The 19,977-nt window shown below is 61.1% G+C and carries 19 protein-coding genes and 1 pseudogene; 8 read left to right on the top strand and 12 right to left on the bottom strand.

Annotation, left to right across the window (positions count from 1 at the left end; all coding sequences use genetic code 11):
* Positions 1–27 precede the first annotated feature (27 nt).
* Together ATY76_RS25220 and ATY76_RS25215 are read left to right on the top strand one after the other, a co-directional pair.
* Complete coding sequence (locus ATY76_RS25220; RefSeq protein ID WP_088677410.1) at positions 28–1,221, top strand: divergent polysaccharide deacetylase family protein; 1,194 nt, start codon at positions 28–30, stop codon at positions 1,219–1,221.
* Positions 1,222–1,233: 12 nt separating this feature from the next.
* Positions 1,234–1,767 (top strand): RNA pyrophosphohydrolase, encoded by a 534-nt coding sequence (locus ATY76_RS25215; RefSeq protein WP_088677409.1) that lies wholly within the window; start codon positions 1,234–1,236, stop codon positions 1,765–1,767.
* Between the two features lie 115 nt (positions 1,768–1,882).
* Here ATY76_RS25215 and bfr read toward each other — a convergent pair whose 3' ends face one another.
* The 5 genes and pseudogenes from bfr to ATY76_RS34305 form a co-directional block, all read right to left on the bottom strand.
* A complete protein-coding gene (bfr, locus tag ATY76_RS25210; protein WP_064696427.1) occupies positions 1,883–2,368 on the bottom strand; it encodes a bacterioferritin in 486 nt (161 codons plus the stop codon).
* A pseudogene (locus tag ATY76_RS25205) lies at positions 2,334–2,742 on the bottom strand ((2Fe-2S)-binding protein). The gene bfr and the pseudogene ATY76_RS25205 overlap by 35 nt, the downstream one beginning before the upstream one ends.
* A 107-nt stretch (positions 2,743–2,849) precedes the next feature.
* Positions 2,850–6,308, bottom strand: a complete 3,459-nt coding sequence (locus ATY76_RS25200; protein ID WP_088677407.1) for an error-prone DNA polymerase — start codon at positions 6,306–6,308, stop codon at positions 2,850–2,852.
* On the bottom strand, positions 6,305–7,753 hold the full coding sequence (locus ATY76_RS25195; protein ID WP_280950946.1) for a DNA polymerase Y family protein: 1,449 nt from the start codon (positions 7,751–7,753) through the stop codon (positions 6,305–6,307). Before ATY76_RS25195 ends, ATY76_RS25200 begins: the two co-directional genes overlap by 4 nt.
* 10 nt (positions 7,754–7,763) lie before the next feature.
* The gene (locus ATY76_RS34305; RefSeq protein ID WP_245310080.1) at positions 7,764–8,708 is read right to left on the bottom strand and encodes a hypothetical protein; all 945 of its coding nucleotides are present in this window, start codon (positions 8,706–8,708) and stop codon (positions 7,764–7,766) included.
* A 162-nt stretch (positions 8,709–8,870) separates the two neighbouring features.
* Between ATY76_RS34305 and ATY76_RS25190 the strand changes: the two genes are divergently transcribed.
* Positions 8,871–9,308 (top strand): metallopeptidase family protein, encoded by a 438-nt coding sequence (locus ATY76_RS25190; protein ID WP_088677405.1) that lies wholly within the window; start codon positions 8,871–8,873, stop codon positions 9,306–9,308.
* A 23-nt stretch (positions 9,309–9,331) separates the two neighbouring features.
* Here ATY76_RS25190 and ATY76_RS25185 read toward each other — a convergent pair whose 3' ends face one another.
* Together ATY76_RS25185 and ATY76_RS25180 are read right to left on the bottom strand one after the other, a co-directional pair.
* A complete protein-coding gene (locus ATY76_RS25185) occupies positions 9,332–9,538 on the bottom strand; it encodes a DUF1737 domain-containing protein (RefSeq protein WP_088677404.1) in 207 nt (68 codons plus the stop codon).
* Complete coding sequence (locus tag ATY76_RS25180) at positions 9,538–10,443, bottom strand: CoA ester lyase (RefSeq protein ID WP_088677403.1); 906 nt, start codon at positions 10,441–10,443, stop codon at positions 9,538–9,540. Before ATY76_RS25180 ends, ATY76_RS25185 begins: the two co-directional genes overlap by 1 nt.
* 113 nt (positions 10,444–10,556) lie before the next feature.
* Here ATY76_RS25180 and ATY76_RS25175 point away from each other — a divergent pair, with 113 nt between their 5' ends.
* From ATY76_RS25175 to leuD, 3 genes are all read left to right on the top strand, one after another.
* Positions 10,557–10,790, top strand: a complete 234-nt coding sequence (locus ATY76_RS25175; protein ID WP_088677402.1) for a hypothetical protein — start codon at positions 10,557–10,559, stop codon at positions 10,788–10,790.
* 106 nt (positions 10,791–10,896) lie between these two features.
* Positions 10,897–11,319 (top strand): VOC family protein, encoded by a 423-nt coding sequence (locus ATY76_RS25170; protein WP_088677401.1) that lies wholly within the window; start codon positions 10,897–10,899, stop codon positions 11,317–11,319.
* 133 nt (positions 11,320–11,452) lie between these two features.
* Positions 11,453–12,061 (top strand): 3-isopropylmalate dehydratase small subunit, encoded by a 609-nt coding sequence (gene leuD / locus ATY76_RS25165; RefSeq protein ID WP_088677400.1) that lies wholly within the window; start codon positions 11,453–11,455, stop codon positions 12,059–12,061.
* A gap of 61 nt (positions 12,062–12,122) precedes the next feature.
* On the opposite strand, the gene ATY76_RS25160 is transcribed toward leuD, so the two are convergent.
* On the bottom strand, positions 12,123–13,055 hold the full coding sequence (locus tag ATY76_RS25160; protein ID WP_088677399.1) for a pyridoxal-phosphate dependent enzyme: 933 nt from the start codon (positions 13,053–13,055) through the stop codon (positions 12,123–12,125).
* A gap of 160 nt (positions 13,056–13,215) precedes the next feature.
* On the opposite strand from ATY76_RS25160, the gene leuB reads away from it, so the two are divergent.
* The gene (leuB, locus tag ATY76_RS25155; protein WP_088677398.1) at positions 13,216–14,328 is read left to right on the top strand and encodes a 3-isopropylmalate dehydrogenase; all 1,113 of its coding nucleotides are present in this window, start codon (positions 13,216–13,218) and stop codon (positions 14,326–14,328) included.
* Between the two features lie 252 nt (positions 14,329–14,580).
* Complete coding sequence (gene lpxE / locus ATY76_RS25150) at positions 14,581–15,333, top strand: lipid A 1-phosphatase LpxE (protein WP_190233729.1); 753 nt, start codon at positions 14,581–14,583, stop codon at positions 15,331–15,333.
* Positions 15,334–15,376: 43 nt separating this feature from the next.
* On the opposite strand, the gene ATY76_RS25145 is transcribed toward lpxE, so the two are convergent.
* The 4 genes from ATY76_RS25145 to ATY76_RS25130 form a co-directional block, all read right to left on the bottom strand.
* Complete coding sequence (locus tag ATY76_RS25145; RefSeq protein ID WP_088677397.1) at positions 15,377–17,263, bottom strand: MFS transporter; 1,887 nt, start codon at positions 17,261–17,263, stop codon at positions 15,377–15,379.
* A 206-nt stretch (positions 17,264–17,469) separates the two neighbouring features.
* On the bottom strand, positions 17,470–18,747 hold the full coding sequence (locus ATY76_RS25140) for an ABC transporter permease (RefSeq protein WP_088677396.1): 1,278 nt from the start codon (positions 18,745–18,747) through the stop codon (positions 17,470–17,472).
* Positions 18,744–19,436, bottom strand: a complete 693-nt coding sequence (locus ATY76_RS25135; protein ID WP_088677395.1) for an ABC transporter ATP-binding protein — start codon at positions 19,434–19,436, stop codon at positions 18,744–18,746. Before ATY76_RS25135 ends, ATY76_RS25140 begins: the two co-directional genes overlap by 4 nt.
* A 6-nt stretch (positions 19,437–19,442) precedes the next feature.
* Positions 19,443–19,904 carry a hypothetical protein gene (locus tag ATY76_RS25130; RefSeq protein ID WP_088677394.1) on the bottom strand — a complete coding sequence of 154 codons (462 nt, stop codon included), beginning with the start codon at positions 19,902–19,904 and terminating at the stop codon, positions 19,443–19,445.
* Between the last annotated feature and the right edge of the window lie 73 nt (positions 19,905–19,977).

The following is a 19,977-nucleotide window of genomic DNA, read 5'->3' as shown; positions in this document are numbered from 1 at the left end:
TTCCCGGTTTTGGAGCGGGCGAGAAAATTGGGAACGGATCTGCATGCGCCTTTAGGCCGCAACAGCAAAGCCGGCAGCCGGCGCCCGGGCGTTCTGCGCCTCGGCCGCATCGCCGCCAGCCTTTGCCTTTTCGCCATCGGCGGCTTCTCCCTGTATACGGCGTTTCGTGGCGATGGGCTCGAACGTAAAAAACCCGTCGCGACCGAGCAGGCGACCGCATCCTCCGGCACATCTCAACAGGTGCCGACGCAGGCTGGCCAGCCGGCGAACGGCATGCCCCGCGCCGAGCCCCGTTCGGGCGCCAATGTCGAGCAGATGGTCACCGGCGACGGCTCGGTCGTCACCAAATACAGTCCCCGCCCCCGCGACGGCAGCGGGCCTGTCCTGGTTGATGCGATGCAGATCGGCCAGGATCCCCGCATGGCGGCCCAGCCCAACGAAACGCTGCTGGAAGAATCTCCCTATGGCAGGTTGCCGATCGTCGGCCCCGATGGCCGGCGGCCGATGGATCAATATGCGCGGCCCTCGTCCGGCGCGCGCGGCGTCCGGGTCGCCATCGTCGTCAGCGGCCTCGGGCTGAGCCAGACGGGAACGCAGCGCGCCATCGCCGAACTGCCCGAAGAGATCACGCTTGCCTTCGCAACGAGCGGCAACAGCCTGCAGCGCTGGATGCAGGAGGCCCGCCGCGGCGGCCACGAAATTCTTCTGCAGGTGCCGCTTGAACCCTTTGATTACCCGGCCAATGATCCCGGTCCGGAAACGCTGCTGACGTCGAAGCCGGTGGCCCGCAACATCGAAAACCTGCACAAGGCGATGGGCGAGATCACCAACTATACCGGTGTCATGAACTATCTCGGCGGCCGTTTCCTGTCCGATCCCACCGCCATGGAACCTGTCATGCGCGACATCGGCAAACGCGGCCTGCTGTTCCTTGACGATGGCAGCTGCGCGCAGTCGAAGACGGCGACCGTCGCCAAAGGAACGGAGCTGCCCTATGCCTTCGCCGATCTCCAGCTCGACGGCCAGCTCGATATCAACGCCATCCTGCAGAAACTTGACGAACTCGAGCGCATCGCCCGCAAGAACGGCCAGGCCATCGGCGTCGCCTCGGCTTTCGATGAAAGCGTCGACGCCATCGCCAAATGGAGCCAGGAGGCGGCGATGCGCGGCATCGAAATCGTCGGCATCGCCACTCTCGCCAATGATCCCAGGAATCCGTGAACGGAGAAGAAAATGAGCCAGGCGACTGTGAAAGCAGAGGATCTGCCGTACCGCCCCTGCGTCGGCCTGATGATCCTCAATCGCGACGGCCTGGTCTGGGCCGGTCGGCGCATCGCCGACGGAAATTCCGAATTCGACGGCTCGCCGCAGCTCTGGCAGATGCCCCAGGGCGGCATCGACAAGGGCGAAGACCCTTTGGATGCCGCTTACCGCGAACTTTACGAGGAAACCGGCATCAGGACCGTGACGCTGCTTGCCGAGGCACGGAATTGGATCAATTACGATCTGCCGCCGCAACTGATCGGCATCGGACTGAAGGGGAAGTTCCGCGGCCAGACGCAGCGCTGGTTCGCCTTCCGCTTCGACGGTGACGAAAGCGAGATCGCCATCAACCCGCCGCCCGGCGGTCACGAGCCGGAATTCGATGCGTGGGAGTGGAAGCCGATGCAGGAATTGCCGGGCCTGATCGTCCCCTTCAAGCGCGCCGTCTATGACCAGGTGGTCGCCGAATTCCAGCACCTGGCAACGCTTCAATCGGAAGATTGACAAGGGCGGACCGGCCTGCTCCTTCGCATTCGGAAAGCGGTAGAAGGGCGGCCTATGCATTCGGCAATGCCGAATCGGGATACCGGCCGTCGGGGACGGCCGGTATCGCTCGTAATTATTCGGCTTCGTTGGCGGAATCGGCGTTGAGCTGGCCGTATTTGCTTTCGCCGATTTTCTCGAGCAGATCGAGCTGGGTTTCGAGGAAGTCGATATGGCCTTCCTCATCCATCAGCAGCTCTTCGAAGAGCTTCATCGAAACGTAGTCGCCGGCCTCGTGACAGATATCGCGCGACTTCTTGTAGGCCGTGCGGGCATCGTATTCGCCGGCAAGATCGGCTTCCAGGACTTCCTTGACGTTCTGGCCGATTCGCAGAGGCGCGAGGGTCTGCAGATTGGGATGACCTTCGAGGAAGATGATGCGTGCAACGAGCCGGTCGGCATGGTGCATCTCTTCGATGGATTCGGCGCGCTCCTTCTTGGCGAGCTTGGTGTAGCCCCAATCTTCAAGAAGACGATAGTGAACCCAATATTGGTTGACCGCACCGAGTTCGAGGAACAATGCCTCGTTAAGCCGCTCGATGACCTTTTTGTCGCCTTTCAATGTCCGCTCTCCTGTTTTCCTCATGGAATTGCTTCAAGCGCGACATGAAATCAAATATTTCGGCTTCCGTCGAGTGGCGACGGGCGTGATATTCCTCGGTCGTCTGGATAATGATGTCGACCACGTTGGGGAAACAGCCGCAGCAGCGGCCGCGTTTTTCCATGGCGTGGTAGACCTTCGCCGGCACGATAAGCTGCCAACAGTCTTCATCGAGAAGGTTGGTGATAACCTCCCGGATTTCCTTGTCGGTTATGTAATTGCAGCTGCAGACAAGCACGTCTTCATTTCCAAACATGACACTGACTATCGTGTTTTCTGCTAAAGAAGATGGTGGCTGTCAAGAAAAAATTCGAATCCGATCGCTTAGGGAGCAACGTCAGGCGGGGACTGTTGCAGATTGTCTAATATGATGCCGCACGTCCGCGACGATGAATTCAACCCGCAAAAGCACGCCGGATGATCCCGGCCGAGGCGGTGCGCTTCAATGGAAGTTCCGCCCGCGCGGCATGACTTCGGCAGTTTCCGCCACGCCTGCATGGCGGCTTGCGGCAGCTGTCCCTCTTTCCTGCCCCGGCCTCTTGCGCGCATCCGCGGCCTGGCGCTGGTCGATTCCCGGCCTCAGCACCTCGTCCGAACGTTCGCAGGCGCCGAAACGCCGGGCCTCGCGCTGCAGGATGCCGAGCGCCGGCGTCATGTCCTCAATATGCTCGACGACGGTATGAATCACGCCGCTATGGCTTTGCAGCCTGCCGCGGATCTTCACGAGCCGGGCGCCCATGACCACCGCCCGGTATTTGTCGAATACCGTGTTCCAGACGATCGCATTGGCGACCCCGGTCTCGTCCTCCAGCGTCATGAAGATCACGCCCTTGGCCGAACCCGGCCGCTGACGCACCAACACGAGGCCGGCGATCGTCACCCTCTTTCCGTTCGGCACCCTCAGAAGATCGACATTGCGCGTGATGCCGATCTTCTGAAACTCCTCGCGCAGGAAGGAAACCGGATGCGCCTTCAGCGACAGTGAGAGATAACGATAATCCTCGATCACCTGCTCGCCCGGCTGCATGTCCGGTAGCTTTGTCTTGGGTTCAGGCTGGAGATCGACATGACGGACTTGTTCAAAAAGGGGTAGTTCTTCGGCCGCGCTCTTCACATCCAATGCCCTTACAGCCCAAAGCGCTTCGCGCCGTGACAGATTGATGGAGCGGAATGCGTCCGCATCCGCCAGTCGCTCGATGACGGATTTTTGCAAACCGGACCGCAGCCAGAGATCGCGAACTGACGCATATTTCTGACCTCGATTAGCGACAAGCCTTTCCATCTCGTCCAACGAGAGACCCTTGATCTGCCGGAAGCCCAGCCGCACCGCATGCCGGCTCTTGATGACCTCGCGCATCTTGTCGTGCCGGAAATCGACTGCTTTCCGGTCGAAGGCAGCCTCTTCCAAAGTACAGTCCCAGTCCGATTCATTGATGTCGACCGGCAAGATCTTTACCCCATGTTCGCGCGCATCTCGCACCAACTGGGCCGGAGCATAAAACCCCATCGGCTGAGAATTCAGCATCGCCGCACAGAAGACATCGGGATAATAGGCCTTGACCCAGGACGAGGCATAGACGAGCAGCGCGAAGGAAGCGGCGTGGCTTTCCGGAAAGCCATACTCACCGAATCCCTTGATCTGATTGAAGCATTGCTTGGCGAATTCTGGATCGTAATTCTTTGAAACCATTCCCTCGATGAACCGCTTTTCGAAATCGCCAATCGTGCCGGTTCGCTTGAATGTCGCCATCGCCCTACGAAGCTTGTCGGCCTCTGCTGGTTTGAAGCCTGCAGCGGTGATGGCGATCTGCATCGCCTGCTCCTGAAACAGGGGCACGCCGAGGGTTCTTTCGAGGACCGCTTCCAGCTCCTTGCTCGGATATTCGATCGGGATGTTCCTGGCGCGCTGCTCCCGGCGTTTCAGATAGGGATGGACCATATCGCCCTGGATCGGTCCCGGCCGGACGATCGCCACCTCGATAACAAGGTCGTAGAATTCCTTCGGCTTCAGACGCGGCAGCATGCTCATCTGTGCCCGGCTCTCGATCTGGAAGACCCCAAGCGTGTCGGCCCGGCCCATCATCTCATAGACCGGTCTGCCCTCTTCCCCATGTTCCTTATTGCCGAGATCTGCCAGCGTCTTCTTGACATCATAATGTAGTTCAAGCAGCGAAAAGGCCTTGCGCAGACAGGTCAGCATCCCGAGCGCCAATACATCCACCTTGAGGATCTTGACGTTGTCGAGGTCGTCCTTGTCCCATTCGATCATGTATCGATCCGGCATCGCCGTCTTCATGATCGGGACGACCTCGTCGAGCCTGTCCCGTGTGATGACGAAGCCGCCGACATGCTGGGTGAGGTGGCGCGGAAAGCCGAGAAGCTCGGAGGCATATTTCAGCACGTTCTGGGTCACCGGATCCTTGACGTCGAGACCGGCCGCCTTCGCATCCCGATCGGAGAGATTGTCCTCCGACCAGCCCCAGACGAGACTGCTGATCGCCGACTGAACATCCTCCGACAGGCCGAAGGCCTTGGCGACCTCGCGGCCGGCCGAACGGGTGCGGTAGGTGGTAACCCCTGCGGTCAGCCCGGCATGTTCTCTTTTGTAGTTTTTGTAGATGAACTGGATGACCTCTTCACGCCGGTCATGCTCGAAATCGACGTCGATATCCGGCGGTTCGTCCCGGTCCATCGAAATGAAGCGGTCGAAGAGCAGCGTGCTCTTTTCAGGATTAACCTCCGTTATTTCGAGACAATAGCAGATGACCGAATTCGCCGCCGATCCGCGTCCCTGGCACAAGACCTTGAGCTTATAACGGGCGTGCTGGATGATCCTGTGAACCGTCAGGAAATAGGAGGCATAGTTCTTCTTTCCGATGAGATCGAGTTCATACTCGATCTGCGGCGCAACTTTGGCAGGAATCCCCTCGGGATAGCGCTTTGCCGCCCCCGCCCTTGTCAGTCTCTCGAGGGTCTCCTGCGGCGTTTCGCCGGGATCGTTTTCAGGCGGATAATTATGCTCCAGTTCCTTCAGCGAAAAGGTCAACTTCCCGAAAAAGGTCTGCGTATTTTCGATCGCACCAGGATAGTCTCGGAAGATCCGGACCATTTCACGTGAATCCTTGAGATAGCGCTCGGCATTCGGCGCCAGCAGGAATCCGGCTTGCGATATCTGCACATGCTCCCGGATCGCGATCACGACATCCGAAAGGGGCCGGCGTTCAGGATGGTGGTAAAGCGGCTGGTTGGTCGCGATCAACGGCACGCGATTTCGGGCGGCAAGCATGGCAAGCGCCGCAAAGACCTGCCTGTCGCGACCGTCATAGGTTGGCGCCAATGACATATAAAAAGCCTTGCGGAACCGTCTGCGAAACCGTTCCAGATAATCCTCCAGCGCCGACTGGCCGGCTTGGGTCTCGACAAGAGTGCGATCGGGAACGAGTGCAAGCATCATCTCGTCGCCCCATTCCATGAATTCCGCTTCCGTTAAGATGCAGGTTCCCTTGACTGCTTCCTCCTTCAGATTGCCGGCGCTCAGGAGACGACAGAGATTTGCCCAGCCTCGCCGATTGCGTGGGTAGGCAAGGATATCAGGCGTATGATCGGAAAAAACGAGACGAGCGCCCGGCTGAACCCGGATAGGATCGAGAATTACTTCTTTCTTCCCGTCCTTCTCCGCTTGGGCCATAATCATATCCCTGTTCTTGTATCTCTCCTCAAGCTGCAACGCCTGCGCATGTGCCCTGACCACGCCGGCAACCGAATTCCGGTCCGCAATTCCGAGACCACCAAGTTTGAGATGGGCGGCCTGTACGACCATCTCCTCGGGGCCTGAGGCGCCTTCGAGGAACGAGAAGTTCGTTTTGGTGCCGATTTCGAAGAATGCAGGCTCGAGTTTCATGCGAATACCCCATGCATGAACCAGCGAGGATCGAGCTCCTGGCCATAGAACCCTCGGCGATAAATCCAGAAGCGGTGCCCGGCCTCATCCTCGATACGGAAATAATCGCGCGCCTCCGCGTCGCTTCCGTCGATCCACCATTCCATGGCAATCCGCTCCGGACCTTCGCTTTTTGCCACTTGGTGCTGCATGCGCCGCCAGCGGAAGATCTGCGGCGGGCCATCCGGCACTTCGGCGAGTACAGTCTCGACAGGCTCCGGCATTGCAAAAAGCCGCAACGGACGCTCTTCGCGGAAAGGGAGAGAACCGCTCTGTTCCGCCTTCCCTCGTCTTGAAAGCTTATCCATCGTCGAAACTGTGATGACGGCGCGTTCCGGCACATGGCTCTCACGGAGTTGGAAGCTTTGCAGACAATCCGCACCCAGCCGGGCGGAGACACGGTCGACGAAAGCCGAAAGGGAGATTTCTGCCTGACGATCGCCCTCGAAATCAGCCTGCGCTTCGTTGAAGGGATCGTGCCGCAACACATTCAGCCGGACGATCTCGAAACCATAGCCGGCATCGAGATCGTCATAGACCGCCTGGAGTCGTTCGGAAAAAAGCCCGGCGATAAATTTCGGTTCGCGAAGCGGTTGCGAAGCGCCGACGGAAATACGGAAGACCCTGCCGTCGACGCGGAATAGAACCAATTCGAACACCCGCCCGCCGGCGCCTCGTGCCTCCAGCGACGGCTGCAGCGACACGGCGACCTGCCTGGTGACGGCAAGGATCTGTTCCTCCGTTCCGATGGGCTCGATCAGGCGGCTTTCTGCCGAAAGACTGGCGACGGGGCGACGGGGCGAAACAGGTTCTTCTTCATGCCCTAGCGCCTGGTCGAGACGCAGAAGCAATTCCGGCCCGAACCGGCGGGTCAGCGGCGCCCGCGGCGCATTGATGACGTCGCCGATATATTTCAGACCGAGCTTCTTCAGCCCATCGACGGTTTGCCCTTGCAGCCGCAAGGCTGCGATCGGTAAAGACATCAGCACATGCTCCCTCTCCTCCTCCCCGATCACACCGCTTTGCCCGAAACGCGACACGGCCCAGGAAAGGCCCGGCGACGATGAGATCGCGCCGCGCGCATCGATCCCCATATGAAAGAGCCGCGACAGAACGTCCTTGAGAAGCGCCTTCTCTCCGCCGAAAAGATGCGTGCAGCCGGTAATGTCGAGAAACAGGCCGTCCTTGCCGTCGTATGCCACCAAAGGCGTATAACGATCGCACCAGTCGGCAATTGCCTCCAGCAGCCGTCGGTCGGCGGCCGGATCTTCTTCCACCACCTCGAGCGTCGGATACATGGCGCGTGCCTCGGCAACGCCCTGATCCTTTTTCAGCCCCAGCCGCTCGGCCAATTCGTCCAGCGCCGTCAGCCGCATCGCATTGTTGAGCTTGCCGGAACAGACGATCGGTGCCGCTTCAGGACGCCCTTTCGAACGCCACGAGAGTCCCCATCGTCTGCGGGCGATGCGGTCTGTTGCCAGATGCGGGAAGCTGAGCGCCAGAATGCGCTGACTGTTCGCCTGGAGGGCGAATGAGGTTTGGTTCGGTGACAGGGAAAAATTCGCGTTCATGGGGGTTCCACTCCAGGAGAAAGGAGAGCGGGGCCGGATTGCGGCTCTTCTCCAGCGTGAGACGGAAAATCGGATTGCCGATGCTGCCGGTAAGCTTCGATCCGTCGGGCAATGGCCGCAGACCAGACAGTCCCGGTTCGACATGCAGGCGGAAGGCGGCACTGCTGGCCTCCTCCGCCCCTGCCTGCCGCACGAGAAAGAGCGGACGGCGGGCAGCATGCGCCCTGAGGCTGAGCCTGCGGCTTTCGGTCAGCCCGAAATGCGCAGGATTGCCCCGCACTTCGAGGATGACGGCCGAGAATGCAGCGCTTTCCACCGCCGCCTCCGCCAGCCAGAGCGCTTCGTCCAGCTTGCGTGGCGCGGCATGGAGAAATCGCTCAGGGCTCAACCCGAAATCCCGAAGCCCGGGAGCATAGGGACGGCCGGCCTCCAGCGTACCGACTGCATCGCCGATCCAGAGCAGCGGCATAAGCCTGCCGGCATCTGATTCCTGTTTCTGCAGCCGCGCGGCAACAGCCATCGCCAGTCCGCTTGCCGCGCCGGCATCGCGAGACAGCGCGGAACGGAATTCGGTAATCGCATCGAGGGATAGGCCGCCCTCCAGCGCCCGATCGAGAAGCTCCACTCCGAACGGCAGGGATGGCAGAATGCGCTCCTGGCGCGTCTTGCGTCCCTCTGCCAAGGCTTCCCGCTCCGCCGCCGCAAGCGTCGGCGCAGGCTTTCCTTCCAGCTTAGCGATGGTTTCGCGGAGCGCAAAAAGCCGCTCGCGCGCCAGGGCGTTCTGCGCCATGGCGTTCACTCCGTCCGTCGTGTTCCTGTTATGTTCTTATGGATTCCAGAGAGCCGGAGAAGAGTCAACAACCATTTTCTATGAATTTATTCCTGCCTTTGATTCCACACTCGAAAAACCGCGATAAAGGTTCTATATGGGCCCGCAAAGGAAGGAACATTCATGGCCCGCATAGACCTGAGCGATGATTGGCGGGACCGCCATGCGCCGACGATCAGCACTTTCGAGTCGCTGGCCATGGAGGCCTATAGCCACTTGCCGAACGAATTCCGCCAGCTGACCACCAACCTCACGATCGAGATCGAGGACTTCCCCGATGACGACGTTTTCGAGGACATGGCGCTGGAAACCCCTTTCGACCTACTCGGTCTTTTCGAGGGCAGAGGCATTTCCGAACGCTTCACGGTGGAAACCGGCGAGATGCCGAACCGCATCCGCCTCTACCGGCGTCCCATCCTCGATTATTGGGCGGAAAACGACGAAACGCTCGGCGATATCATCACTCATGTCTTGATCCACGAGATCGGCCACCATTTCGGGCTGAGCGACGAGGATATGGAGCGGATCGAGGCAAGCGCCGAGGAAGCCGCCGAGCGTTAGGCGCTCAATCCCGGCACGAAGTCTTATTGCTCCGAGAGCTTCATCTCAGGATCGTAATCCTTGCCCTCGACATTCTTGACGACGGCCTGGCCGCACTGCATCGCACCGGTCGCGGCGTTGAAGGCATAGGTCGGCGAGCCCTCCAGCGACCAGCCCTTATTGAGGGCGGCAGTCACCTTATGGCAGAAGGAAGCGTCGTCGGGGCCGGTCAGGAAGCGATAGAGTTTCATCAGGCGGGCTTTCTTGCAGAAATCAGGCGAGCTTTATGGACCAGAGCTTCGGCCTGGACAAGGTGCAGCCGCTCGATCATCCGCCCGCCCGCATTGATGACGTTGAGGCCCTCGGCCTCAGGGTCGGCAAAGGCTGATATGATCGCTTCGGCTTCCCTTATCTCCTCCGCGCTCGGTCCGAAATGCCGGTTGGCGGCCGCAATCTGCGAGGGATGGATCAGCATCTTGCCGGCAAAACCCATGGCGCGGCCCTGCCCGCATTCGGCATCGAAGCCTTCGCTATCCTTAAAATCGTTGAAGACGCTGTCGAGCGCATCGAGCCCGTAAGCCTTGACCGCCAGGATCACCTGCATCAGCCAGGGCACGAGATAGTTCCGCCCCGGCTGCGGCAGCACGCCCGTTTCCTTGCGCAGGTCGTTGAGGCCGACGACGAGGCAATCGAGCCGCGATCCCGGCGTGCGGCCGGCTTCGGCGATCGCCCCGACATTCAGCACGCCGCGCGGCGTTTCGATCATCGCCCAGATCCGCAACTCCTCCGGCGCATCCGCTTCCACGAGAAGATCGCCGGCTGCCATGACATCCTGGGGCTCGTCCACCTTCGGCAAGAGAACGGCATCGGGCAAAACATCCTTGACCAGGTCGAGATCCGCCTCTCCGAACTCGGATGACAAAGAATTGATGCGGACGATCCTTTCCTTGCCCTCAAGCGGCGGCCAGGCAAAAAACCGTCTCAGATTTTCCCGCGCCTCCGCCTTCTTCTCCGGTGCGACGGAATCCTCCAGATCGAGAATAACGGCATCGCAATCAAGGGAATGGGCCTTCTCAAGCGCGCGCAGATTGATGGCGGGTACGCTCAGCACCGAGCGGCGCAGATTGAAGGAACGGAGAGATACGGTTCGGCTCATGGAATATTAGTGCCAAGCTTCGCAAAGCCCGGCAAGACAACAAAAAGCCATGCTTGCCTTGCAGAGAGGAAAAAGAAGGACCACATTCCTTTCCGAAGAAAGGTCTCGAACCCATGCAGAACATACGCTCCATCTTCATCATGCTTGCCGGCGCCACGGTTGTCGTGGCCATGCTGCTTCTCACCTTCTCGGTGACGCTCGCCGTCGGCGGCATTTTGACCGTGCTCATGGTCGGCCGCGCGCTTTCGATGAAGATGAAGCCCGCTCCGGTCCGTGCCAAGGCGAACAACCGTAAGCCTGAGATGCGCATCTGGAACGACGGCCGCGGCACAATCATCGATCTCTAAGCCGCTTTGCATAAAAACTGACCGACATTGTCGGATCATGCTTCCATGCTACGTCCTTGAAGCAGCCAGGCATTCCGCCGGCGCTTGAAAACGATGGAGGACGAGCATGGATACGACGACGGAAAACAATCCGGTTAAAATGCCGCCGGTCAAGAATGGCTTGCTGCCCTATCTGACGGTCGAAGGCGCGGTGAAGGCCGCGGAATTCTACAAGAAGGCTTTCGGCGCTGAAGAAGCGCACAGGGTGCCGGTCGACGAGAGCGGCCGGACGATGCATGTGCATCTCTATATCAACGGCAGCTCCCTCATGCTGGCGGATGCCTATCCGGAATACGGCCATCCCTTCAAAGGCCATGAAGGCTTCGCCATCCAGCTTGTTATCGACGATATCGATTTCTGGTGGGAGCGCGCGGTTGCCGCCGGCGCCGAGGTCGTCATGCCGATCGAACTGATGTTCTGGGGCGACCGCTACGGCCAGCTTCGCGATCCTTTCGGCGTTCTCTGGGGCCTGAACGCCCCGACCAAGTAAGAACCCAGGCACTCTTGCGGCCGCGCGAAACGTCGCGTGGCCGCCACTTTAGAAAGATTCTCCTTCATTTCGGCGAAAAACTGGACTAGATGCACATTCAGGAAAGTACATTTGCTGAAATGGAGCATGGGTCATGGATAAATTCGTGAAGCTCACGGGCGTTGCGGCGCCCCTGCCGGTCGTCAACATCGACACCGACATGATCATTCCGAAGGACTATCTGAAGACCATCAAGCGCACCGGCCTCGGCACCGGCCTTTTCGCCGAAGCCCGTTACAATGAAGATGGATCCGAAAACGCTGATTTCGTGCTGAACAAGCCGGCCTATCGCGATGCCAAGATCCTGGTTGCCGGCGACAATTTCGGCTGCGGCTCCTCGCGCGAACACGCGCCCTGGGCGCTGCTCGATTTCGGCATCCGCTGCGTGATCTCCACCAGCTTCGCCGACATTTTCTACAATAACTGCTTCAAGAACGGCATCCTGCCGATCAAGGTCAGCCAGGAAGATCTCGACAAGCTGATGGACGACGCCTCGCGCGGCTCCAACGCCATTCTGACGATTGACCTGGAGAACCTCGAAATCACCGGTCCCGATGGCGGCTCGATCAAGTTCGATCTCGATGCGTTCAAGCGCCACTGCCTGCTGAACGGCCTCGACGATATCGGCCTGACCATGGAAAAGGGCAAGGCGATCGACGAATTCGAAAAGAAGAACGCCTCTGTGCATCCTTGGGCTGCCTGAGCCCGAACGAATGACGATCGATCAAGCCGGGCCTTCGCCCGGCTTTTTCTTTGATAACAGATCAGAGAAACTTCTCTTTCCAGAGCCTCAGCTTTTCCAGCGACACGCCGATGCCGCCGCAGACTTCGATGAGCGGATTGTCGAAGCGCGCCAGCAGCCCGGCATGCACATCGGCAACGGCAAGCGCCGCCCCGCAGGCAGGCTCGACCAGAATGCGGTGTGCATCGGCAAATTTCAGGCAGGCGGCAACGGCATCGGCATCGCTGACGAGAACGCTTTCGATCGGGTGCTGTTTCGGCAGGTCGAAGACATGCTGCGCCACCTGCCGTGCGCCGAGCGAATTGGCGATCGAGGTAATGGCTGGGAGCATAATACGCTCATTTGCCTTGAGGCTTTCATGGAGCGAGGCCGCCCCTTCGGTCTCGACGGCAATGACCGGGACGTCTGAAAGCCCGTTCCGCTTCAGCCCCTCGACGATGCCGGCAAGCAGCCCGCCGCCGCCGACGCTGGTGACGACGCAATCGAATGCCGCGCCCTTCGCCACCACCTCGTCGACCAGCGTGGCATGGCCATCCCACAGAAGCGGATGGTCGAAAGGGTGCACATAGGTCGCCTCGCGGCTCTCGGCGAGGGCGACCGCATGGGCATTGGCTTCATCGAAAACCGAGCCGTGAACGAGAACATTGGCGCCTGTCGCGGCAATCGTCTGCCGGACATCGCCCGCCGTCGTCTCCGGCACGACGATCGTCACAGGCACGCCGAGCGCCCGGCCGGCATAGGCCGCGGCTATGCCGGCATTGCCGCCGGAGGCGCAGAAGATCTCGCGCGCGCCATTTTCCACCGCGTGCTGGCAAAGCCGGCCGACGCCGCGCAGCTTGAAGCTGCCGGAAGGCTGCAGCGCGTCGAGCTTCAGCCAGAGCGGCTTGCCGCTGGCGCTGTAGCCGGGAGCCGTGCGAACCAGCGGCGTATCGAGATGGAGAGGAGCTGAAGCCATAGCAAACATCCGCGGTCGTAAAAGATAGAACGCCCGTTCTAATCCGATTGCGGGTAGAGGAGCAACCGGCAGCGAAGCGTACCGATTCATCCCTTCTGTCGCTTGAAATGCCCATTTCCGGGGTCTAAGAAGCCGCAACTTGTTTTTCCAGGAGGGTTTCATGACAGCGCGCAATCTTTTCCTGCTGCCGGGCGACGGCATCGGTCCCGAGGCCATGGGCGAGGTCCGCAAGATCATCGCCTATATGAACGAGGCGATGAATGCCGGTTTCGTTACCGACGAGGGCCTTGTCGGCGGCTCCGCCTATGATGCCCATGGCGCGGCGATCTCGGAAGCCGACATGCAGAAGGCGCTCGCCGCCGATGCCGTTCTCTTCGGCGCCGTCGGCGGCCCGAAATGGGATAGCGTGCCTTACGAAGTCCGTCCGGAAGCCGGCTTGCTTCGCCTGCGCAAGGATCTGCAGCTTTTCGCCAATCTGCGTCCCGCCATCTGCTATCCGGCTCTTGCCGCGGCCTCCTCGCTGAAGCCGGAGCTGGTCGAAGGTCTTGACATCCTGATCATCCGCGAGCTGACGGGCGGCGTCTATTTCGGCGAGCCGAAGGAGATCATCGATCTCGGCAACGGCCAGAAGCGCGGCATCGACACCCAGGTCTACGACACTTACGAGATCGAACGCATTGCCGGCGTCGCCTTCGAAATGGCTCGCACGCGCCAGAACCGCGTCTGCTCCATGGAAAAGCGCAACGTCATGAAGTCGGGCGTGCTCTGGAACCAGGTGGTGACCGAGACGCACAAGGCGAAATATTCCGACGTCCAGCTCGAACATATGCTCGCCGATGCCGGCGGCATGCAGCTCGTGCGCCAGCCCAAGCAGTTCGACGTCATCGTCACAGACAATCTCTTCGGCGACATGCTCTCCGACGTCGCCGCCATGCTGACCGGCTCGCTCGGCATGCTGCCCTCGGCTTCACTCGGCGCGCCCGACGGCAAGACCGGCAAGCGCAAGGCGCTCTACGAGCCGGTGCACGGCTCCGCCCCCGATATCGCCGGCAAGGGCGTTGCCAATCCGATCGCCATGATCGCCTCCTTCGCCATGTGCCTGCGTTACTCCTTCAACATGGTGAAGGAAGCCGACGACCTGGAGAGGGCGATCGCCAACGTGCTCGACAAGGGCATCCGCACCGGCGATATCATGGCCGATGGCGCAAGGCAGGTCGGCACCGTCGAGATGGGCGATGCGATCCTCGCCGAGTTTAAGGCGCTTTCCGCCTGATATATTTCACGTGAAACAGCTCCAGCCCTTCGCATCACCCATGCGGAGGGCTTTTTATCGGAACAGACAAGCCGTCAGCTTGGCCGATTTATCCGAAACGGACTATCCTCGGCCATAATCTCGTGTATTTTTGCGCCGACTTAACGGGCGCATTCGGCGGCCGGAAGCGACTTCCGGCTTGTGCGCCAATTCAAAAGTGAGAACGCCTGTCGGATGCGCAGGCGCTCGAAGGCCAATCGAACGGACGACGGAATGCGGGCTTTTTGGGCTTCCCTGGACAGGCGCTGGCGCCGGAGCGGCGCGGCCATGCCGCCTTTGCGCTGGCAGGCCTGCCTCTTCATCACGATCAATGCCGTAATGCTTTCCATGCTGCTCTTCGATGCGCCGATCGGCGCCAGCGAGCCTCCAGCGCCGGTGAAGCAGCTTGGCGAGCTTCTGACCGGCTTCGGCGACTCCGCCTGGCTGATCCTGACCAGCATCCTGCTCTTCTTTCAGGGCAGGGCGGGCTACAAGCTATTGAAGACGGCGCGCTCCAGGGCGCAGGCACTCTATGTCAGTTGGATCGGCGCCTATCTCTTCACTACGGTCGTTTTCTCCGGGCTTCTCGCCAATCTCCTGAAGCGGGCGATCGGAAGGGCTCGCCCCGATCACTTCCACGACTACGGCATGTTTTCTTTCACACCCTTTTCAGGCCGTTCCGCTTTCGAAAGCTTTCCCTCCGGTCACTCCACCACGGTCGGCGCCTTCTTCGCCGCCTGTGCGCTTCTGTTTCCGCGCTACCGCGTTGCCTTCATCGCCTGCGCCATCTGGCTCGGCATGACGCGTGTCATGGTCGGCGCCCATTATCCGAGCGATGTCATCGCCGGCCTTGCCTTCGGCGGCTGGTTCTCGCTGCTGACGGCGATCGTCTTTGCCCGCTGCGGCTTACTTTTCAAACTGGCGCCGGACGGCTGGCCGCTCGCCAAGCGCCTTTTCCCTGACATGGAAAAGCCCGGCGCCTTGTGAGCGCCGGGCCGGTTTCTTAAGCTTCTGAGACGCGAGCGCGTCATCAATCCATTGCGTGGATGTCCCTGTTCTTTGTTTCCGGCAGGAAGATCAGGCCGATCACCAACGTGATCGCCGCAAAGACGATCGGATACCAGAGACCGTAGTAGATATCGCCCGCCGCTGCGCTCATCGCGAAGGCCGTTGCCGGCAGCAGGCCGCCGAACCAGCCGTTGCCGATGTGATAGGGCAGCGACATGCCGGTATAGCGGATGCGGGTCGGGAAGAGCTCGACCAGAAGGGCCGCAATCGGGCCGTAGACCATCGTCACATAGAGGACGAGGACGAACAGGATGGCGATCGTGCCGACCCAGTTGACGCGGGCGGGATCGGCGGTCATGGCGAAAGTGCCGCCGTTGGCGATGTTGTAGACCGCCATGTCCGTAACGCCATTGGCCTCATCCGCCGTCAGCAGCTTGCCTTCGACCAACTTGGCTGCCGGCATGGTTTCCTTCTCGCCGGCGCGGATGGTTTCGGCATTGAGCGCCAGTTCCGGATTGGCGGCGATGAAGGCATCGAGCTTGGCATCCGGCACCTTGGCGACGCCGCGCTTCAGCGGATAGCCCGCATCGTGAAGTGCGATGTTGACGCTCTTTTCGAAGGCGGCAGCCATGCCCTTGGCCTTGTCGCCGGCGGCAGCGGCGTCGAAGCTCGTCACTGTCGCGTTGCCGATCTTCACGGTCGCCGGCTGTCCGGCAGGGCCGGCCACGACGTCATAAGGCACCGAGTTCTTCGTCAGGAACGCCGTCGCCACGTCGCAGGAGCTGGTGAATTTCGCCGTGCCAGTCGGGTTGAACTGGAACTTGCAGTCCGCGGGATCGGCCGTGACCGTCGCGCGGATCGAAGCCTGCGCTTCGGCAAGAGCCGGGTTTGCCGCCCAGGTCATCGCCTTGAACAGCGGATTATAGGTCACCGCGGCGATGAGAAGGCCGGCCATGATGATCGGCTTGCGGCCGATCTTGTCGGAGAGAGAGCCGAAGATGACGAAGAAGGGCGTTGCGAGCAGGAGCGCGATGGCGACCATGATGTTGGCCGATTGCAGATCCACCTTCAGCACGTTCTGCAGGAAGAACAGCGCATAGAACTGGCCGCCGTACCAAACGACCGCCTGGCCCATCGTGGCGCCGAGAAGCGCGATGATCGCGATCTTGGCGTTGCGCCATTGGCCGAAGGCTTCGGTCAGCGGCGCCTTGGAGCCCTTGCCTTCCGCCTTCATGCGCTGGAATGCGGGCGATTCGTTCATCTTAAGGCGGATCCAGACGGAAATGCCGAGCAGGACGACCGAAACCAGGAACGGAATGCGCCAGCCCCAGGCGGCGAATTGAGCCGGGCCCATGATGGACTGAACGACAATGATGACGATCAGCGACAGGAAAAGGCCGAGCGTCGCCGTCGTCTGGATCCATGACGTGAAGTAGCCGCGGCGCCCGTTCGGCGCATGTTCGGCGACATAGGTTGCCGCACCGCCGTATTCACCGCCAAGCGCCAGACCCTGGAGCAGACGCAGGCCGATCAGGATGATCGGAGCTGCAATGCCGATCGTGGCCGCGCCTGGCAGGATGCCGACGAGGAAGGTCGACAGACCCATGATCATGATCGTCACGAGGAAGGTGTATTTGCGGCCGACGAGATCGCCGAGACGTCCGAACACCAGCGCACCGAAAGGACGCACCAGGAAGCCGGCGGCAAAGGCGAGCAACGTGAAAATGTTGCGCGTTGCCTCGGGATATTGGGTGAAGTAGGTCGCGCCGATATAGGTGGCGAGCGAACCGTAAAGATAGAAATCGTACCATTCGAAAACGGTGCCGAGCGAGGAAGCGAAGATGACCTTCTTCTCCTCGCCCGTCATCGGACCGGCCTTCGCGCCGTCGATGCTTGCGACATTTGCCATTGTCTGTCCTCCACAGAGTGATGAGCAACGCGCGCGACCCACTCTCTCCTCAAAAGCAAATCCCCGGCCGCGACACGCCTGACGAGAGTGTGCCAGAAACGGCAGACCAAAAAGAGGGATGCTTTGGGATTATGACTTTAGTCTAACAACGGCGAGCGTGTTATCCACATCCAGCCATACGCCGCCCTTGAGACGCGCCTCTGCGGCTATGCCCTCAGTGCCTGCGCCGGCGATTGCCTGTAGGCGAGCACCGCCGGCAGCGCGGCAAGAATCGCGGCAAAGCCGAGCAGCACCGCGGCAAGCGCGAGATCTTCCCGGGCAAAGCCGACCGGCATGGCAATGCCACTGGTCTGCGAGAACAGGCCTGACAAGGTCAGCGCTACGGCAAAGCCGAGTGCGAATCCGAACCCGATGCCGGCTGCGACGAGGGTGAAGAACTCCAGCCAGACGATGCCGAAGATCGCGCCGCGCGGTGCGCCGAAGGCTCTCAGCGCGCCGATCTGGCGGCGGCGTTGGCCGATATGGATGATAGTGACCAGAACGAGCGAGGCCGCCACGAGTGTCTGCGCGCCGGAAGCAACCGCGACGAGGATCTGCTTGGCGTCGCCGAGCGTGGCGTAGAGATTGGTCAGCACCTCGCCCGGGAAAACGGCGATGGTATTGCCGCTGCGATAGTCCTGCCGCAGCTTGTAAGCGTCGGCGATCGACTTCGGCTTGACGAGGATGGCGGGAAGGCCGGGAGCATTCGCGGTCCAGCTTTCGTCAAGCGCGGCATCCGGGTCGGCTTCGCCATGATGTTCATGCTCATGCGCATCGTGATCGGCGCCGGCCTGCTCATGATCGTGCTCTGCCTCCTCGGCGCCTTCCGCGTGTCCCTCTGCTCCCAGCCCATGAATGTGCCAGACGGCTTGGATCGGAACGAGAATGGCCCGGTCCCAGGCCGTTCCCGTGGGCTGCAGGCGGCCGGCGATATGATAGACGAGTTCGGTGTGGGTCTCGCCTCCCTCTTCCGCCGAGCCGTGCATCGGCTTGATCTCGCCGCCGAGCGGCAGCTTGACGGCGGAGCCGATCACCGCCTCTCCCTCGCGCGCGAAAACCCTGCCCTCGGCAAAGCCGCCGGAGAGCTTGTCCGCCAACGCCACCGTCGTGCCGACGATGGGATAGCCGGAGAAGGAATCGCCGAAGCCAATCGGAGCGGCCCAGTCGACACGGGGGTCGGCGGCAAGCCTCGCCAGCACGTCGCCCGGCATCAGCGGCAAAGGCGAGGGCTGCAGGAAGACGGAGGACAGCACGAGCTGCGTCTCGCTGCCGCCGGCGCCGATGACGAGATCGAACTTGTCGGCGGCGCGGGCGCTGCCCAGACGAAGCGCCCGCTCCTGCAGCACGACCGAAACGCCGAGTGCGGTCGCAAGCGTCACCAGCAGCACGACCACCAGCGATCCCGCCCAGAGACGGCGAAGATCGGCGAGGATGAAGCGGATCATGCAGCCTCCCCTGCCGCAGCAGCGGAATCGTCGCTGATCCGGCCGGAACGTAAGGTAATGCGCCGGTCGAGTCGGCCGGCCAGGCGCTGGTCGTGCGAAACGACGATCAACGTGCTGCCTTCGGCCATGGCAAGATCGAGGATGAGATCGCCAACGGCCTCGCCGCTCTCGGCATCGAGGCTCGCTGTCGGCTCGTCGGCGATGATGACGCCCGGCTTGCGCAGCAGCGCCCGGGCGATCGCCACGCGCTGCATCTCGCCGCGCGACATGGTCTCGATCTTCTGGCCGGGACGGGAAAGACCGACCATGCTCAAAAGCGCATGCGCCCGCTCGATGATGGCGGCTGTGGCAGCGCCGGTAAGACGCGCGGGCAGAAGGACGTTTTCCAGCGCCGACAGGCCTGGGAAAAGATGAAACTCCTGCATGACGAGGCCGATATTGGAGGCGCGGAACCGATCCCGCCGGCTTTCGGAAAAGCCCGCAATATCCTCGCCGTTCCAGCGAATGAGGCCCTGCCGCGTCCGCTCCAGCCCGGTGACGATATTGACGAAGGTGCTCTTGCCGGAACCGGATGCCCCGGTGATGGCGACCCTGCTGCCGGCTTCGATCGACAGGCGGCCGATCGCCAGCGCCGGCGAGGAGAGGCCGGGGAAAGTGACATCAAGATTTTCAATATCGAGAGCGAGCATATCGGTTCAGACGGCGGAATATTCGGCTTGGCGAATGCGCAGAAGGCTGACAAAGCCGGTTTCCAGATCCGTCCAGGAGCCATACTCCAGCGTGCCGCGCACTTCGATCGTCTGGCGCGGCTGCACGAAGGTCTGCTTCTCCAAGAGATAGACGACGACGATATTGTCGGGCCAGTCCGCGTCCGAGGAACAGAAGGGGCAGAGCGACATGGGCACTTCGGTCAGCACGAAGAATTGGGCCTCAGCCTTCAACGGCGGGGCCATGAAGCCCTTCATGCTGATTTCCTGGCCGGCGAGGCGCTTCACCTTGTCGGAGAATTCGAGGCCGAGCACGCTGAACTTGCCGTAGAGCTCCCCGAAGGCGAGCGAAGAATCGGCAGCGCGAACGAGCGAAGCGGTGAAGGGAAACACAATGGCGGCGCCAATCAGCCGGCGGCGGCTGAGATGCAACGAAGAAACTGTTTCCATGGCGACCTCCAAGAAGCAGGTCCCGGCCGTCCCCGGCCGGGACCATGATCGGTGAAAGAGCAAGGCCGGCAAG

The sequence above is a fragment of the Rhizobium sp. R339 genome (assembly GCF_002211395.1).
Classification (GTDB): domain Bacteria; phylum Pseudomonadota; class Alphaproteobacteria; order Rhizobiales; family Rhizobiaceae; genus Rhizobium.
The sequence above is the reverse complement of the archived record's forward strand: the minus strand, read 5'-3'. Positions and strand labels throughout refer to the sequence as shown.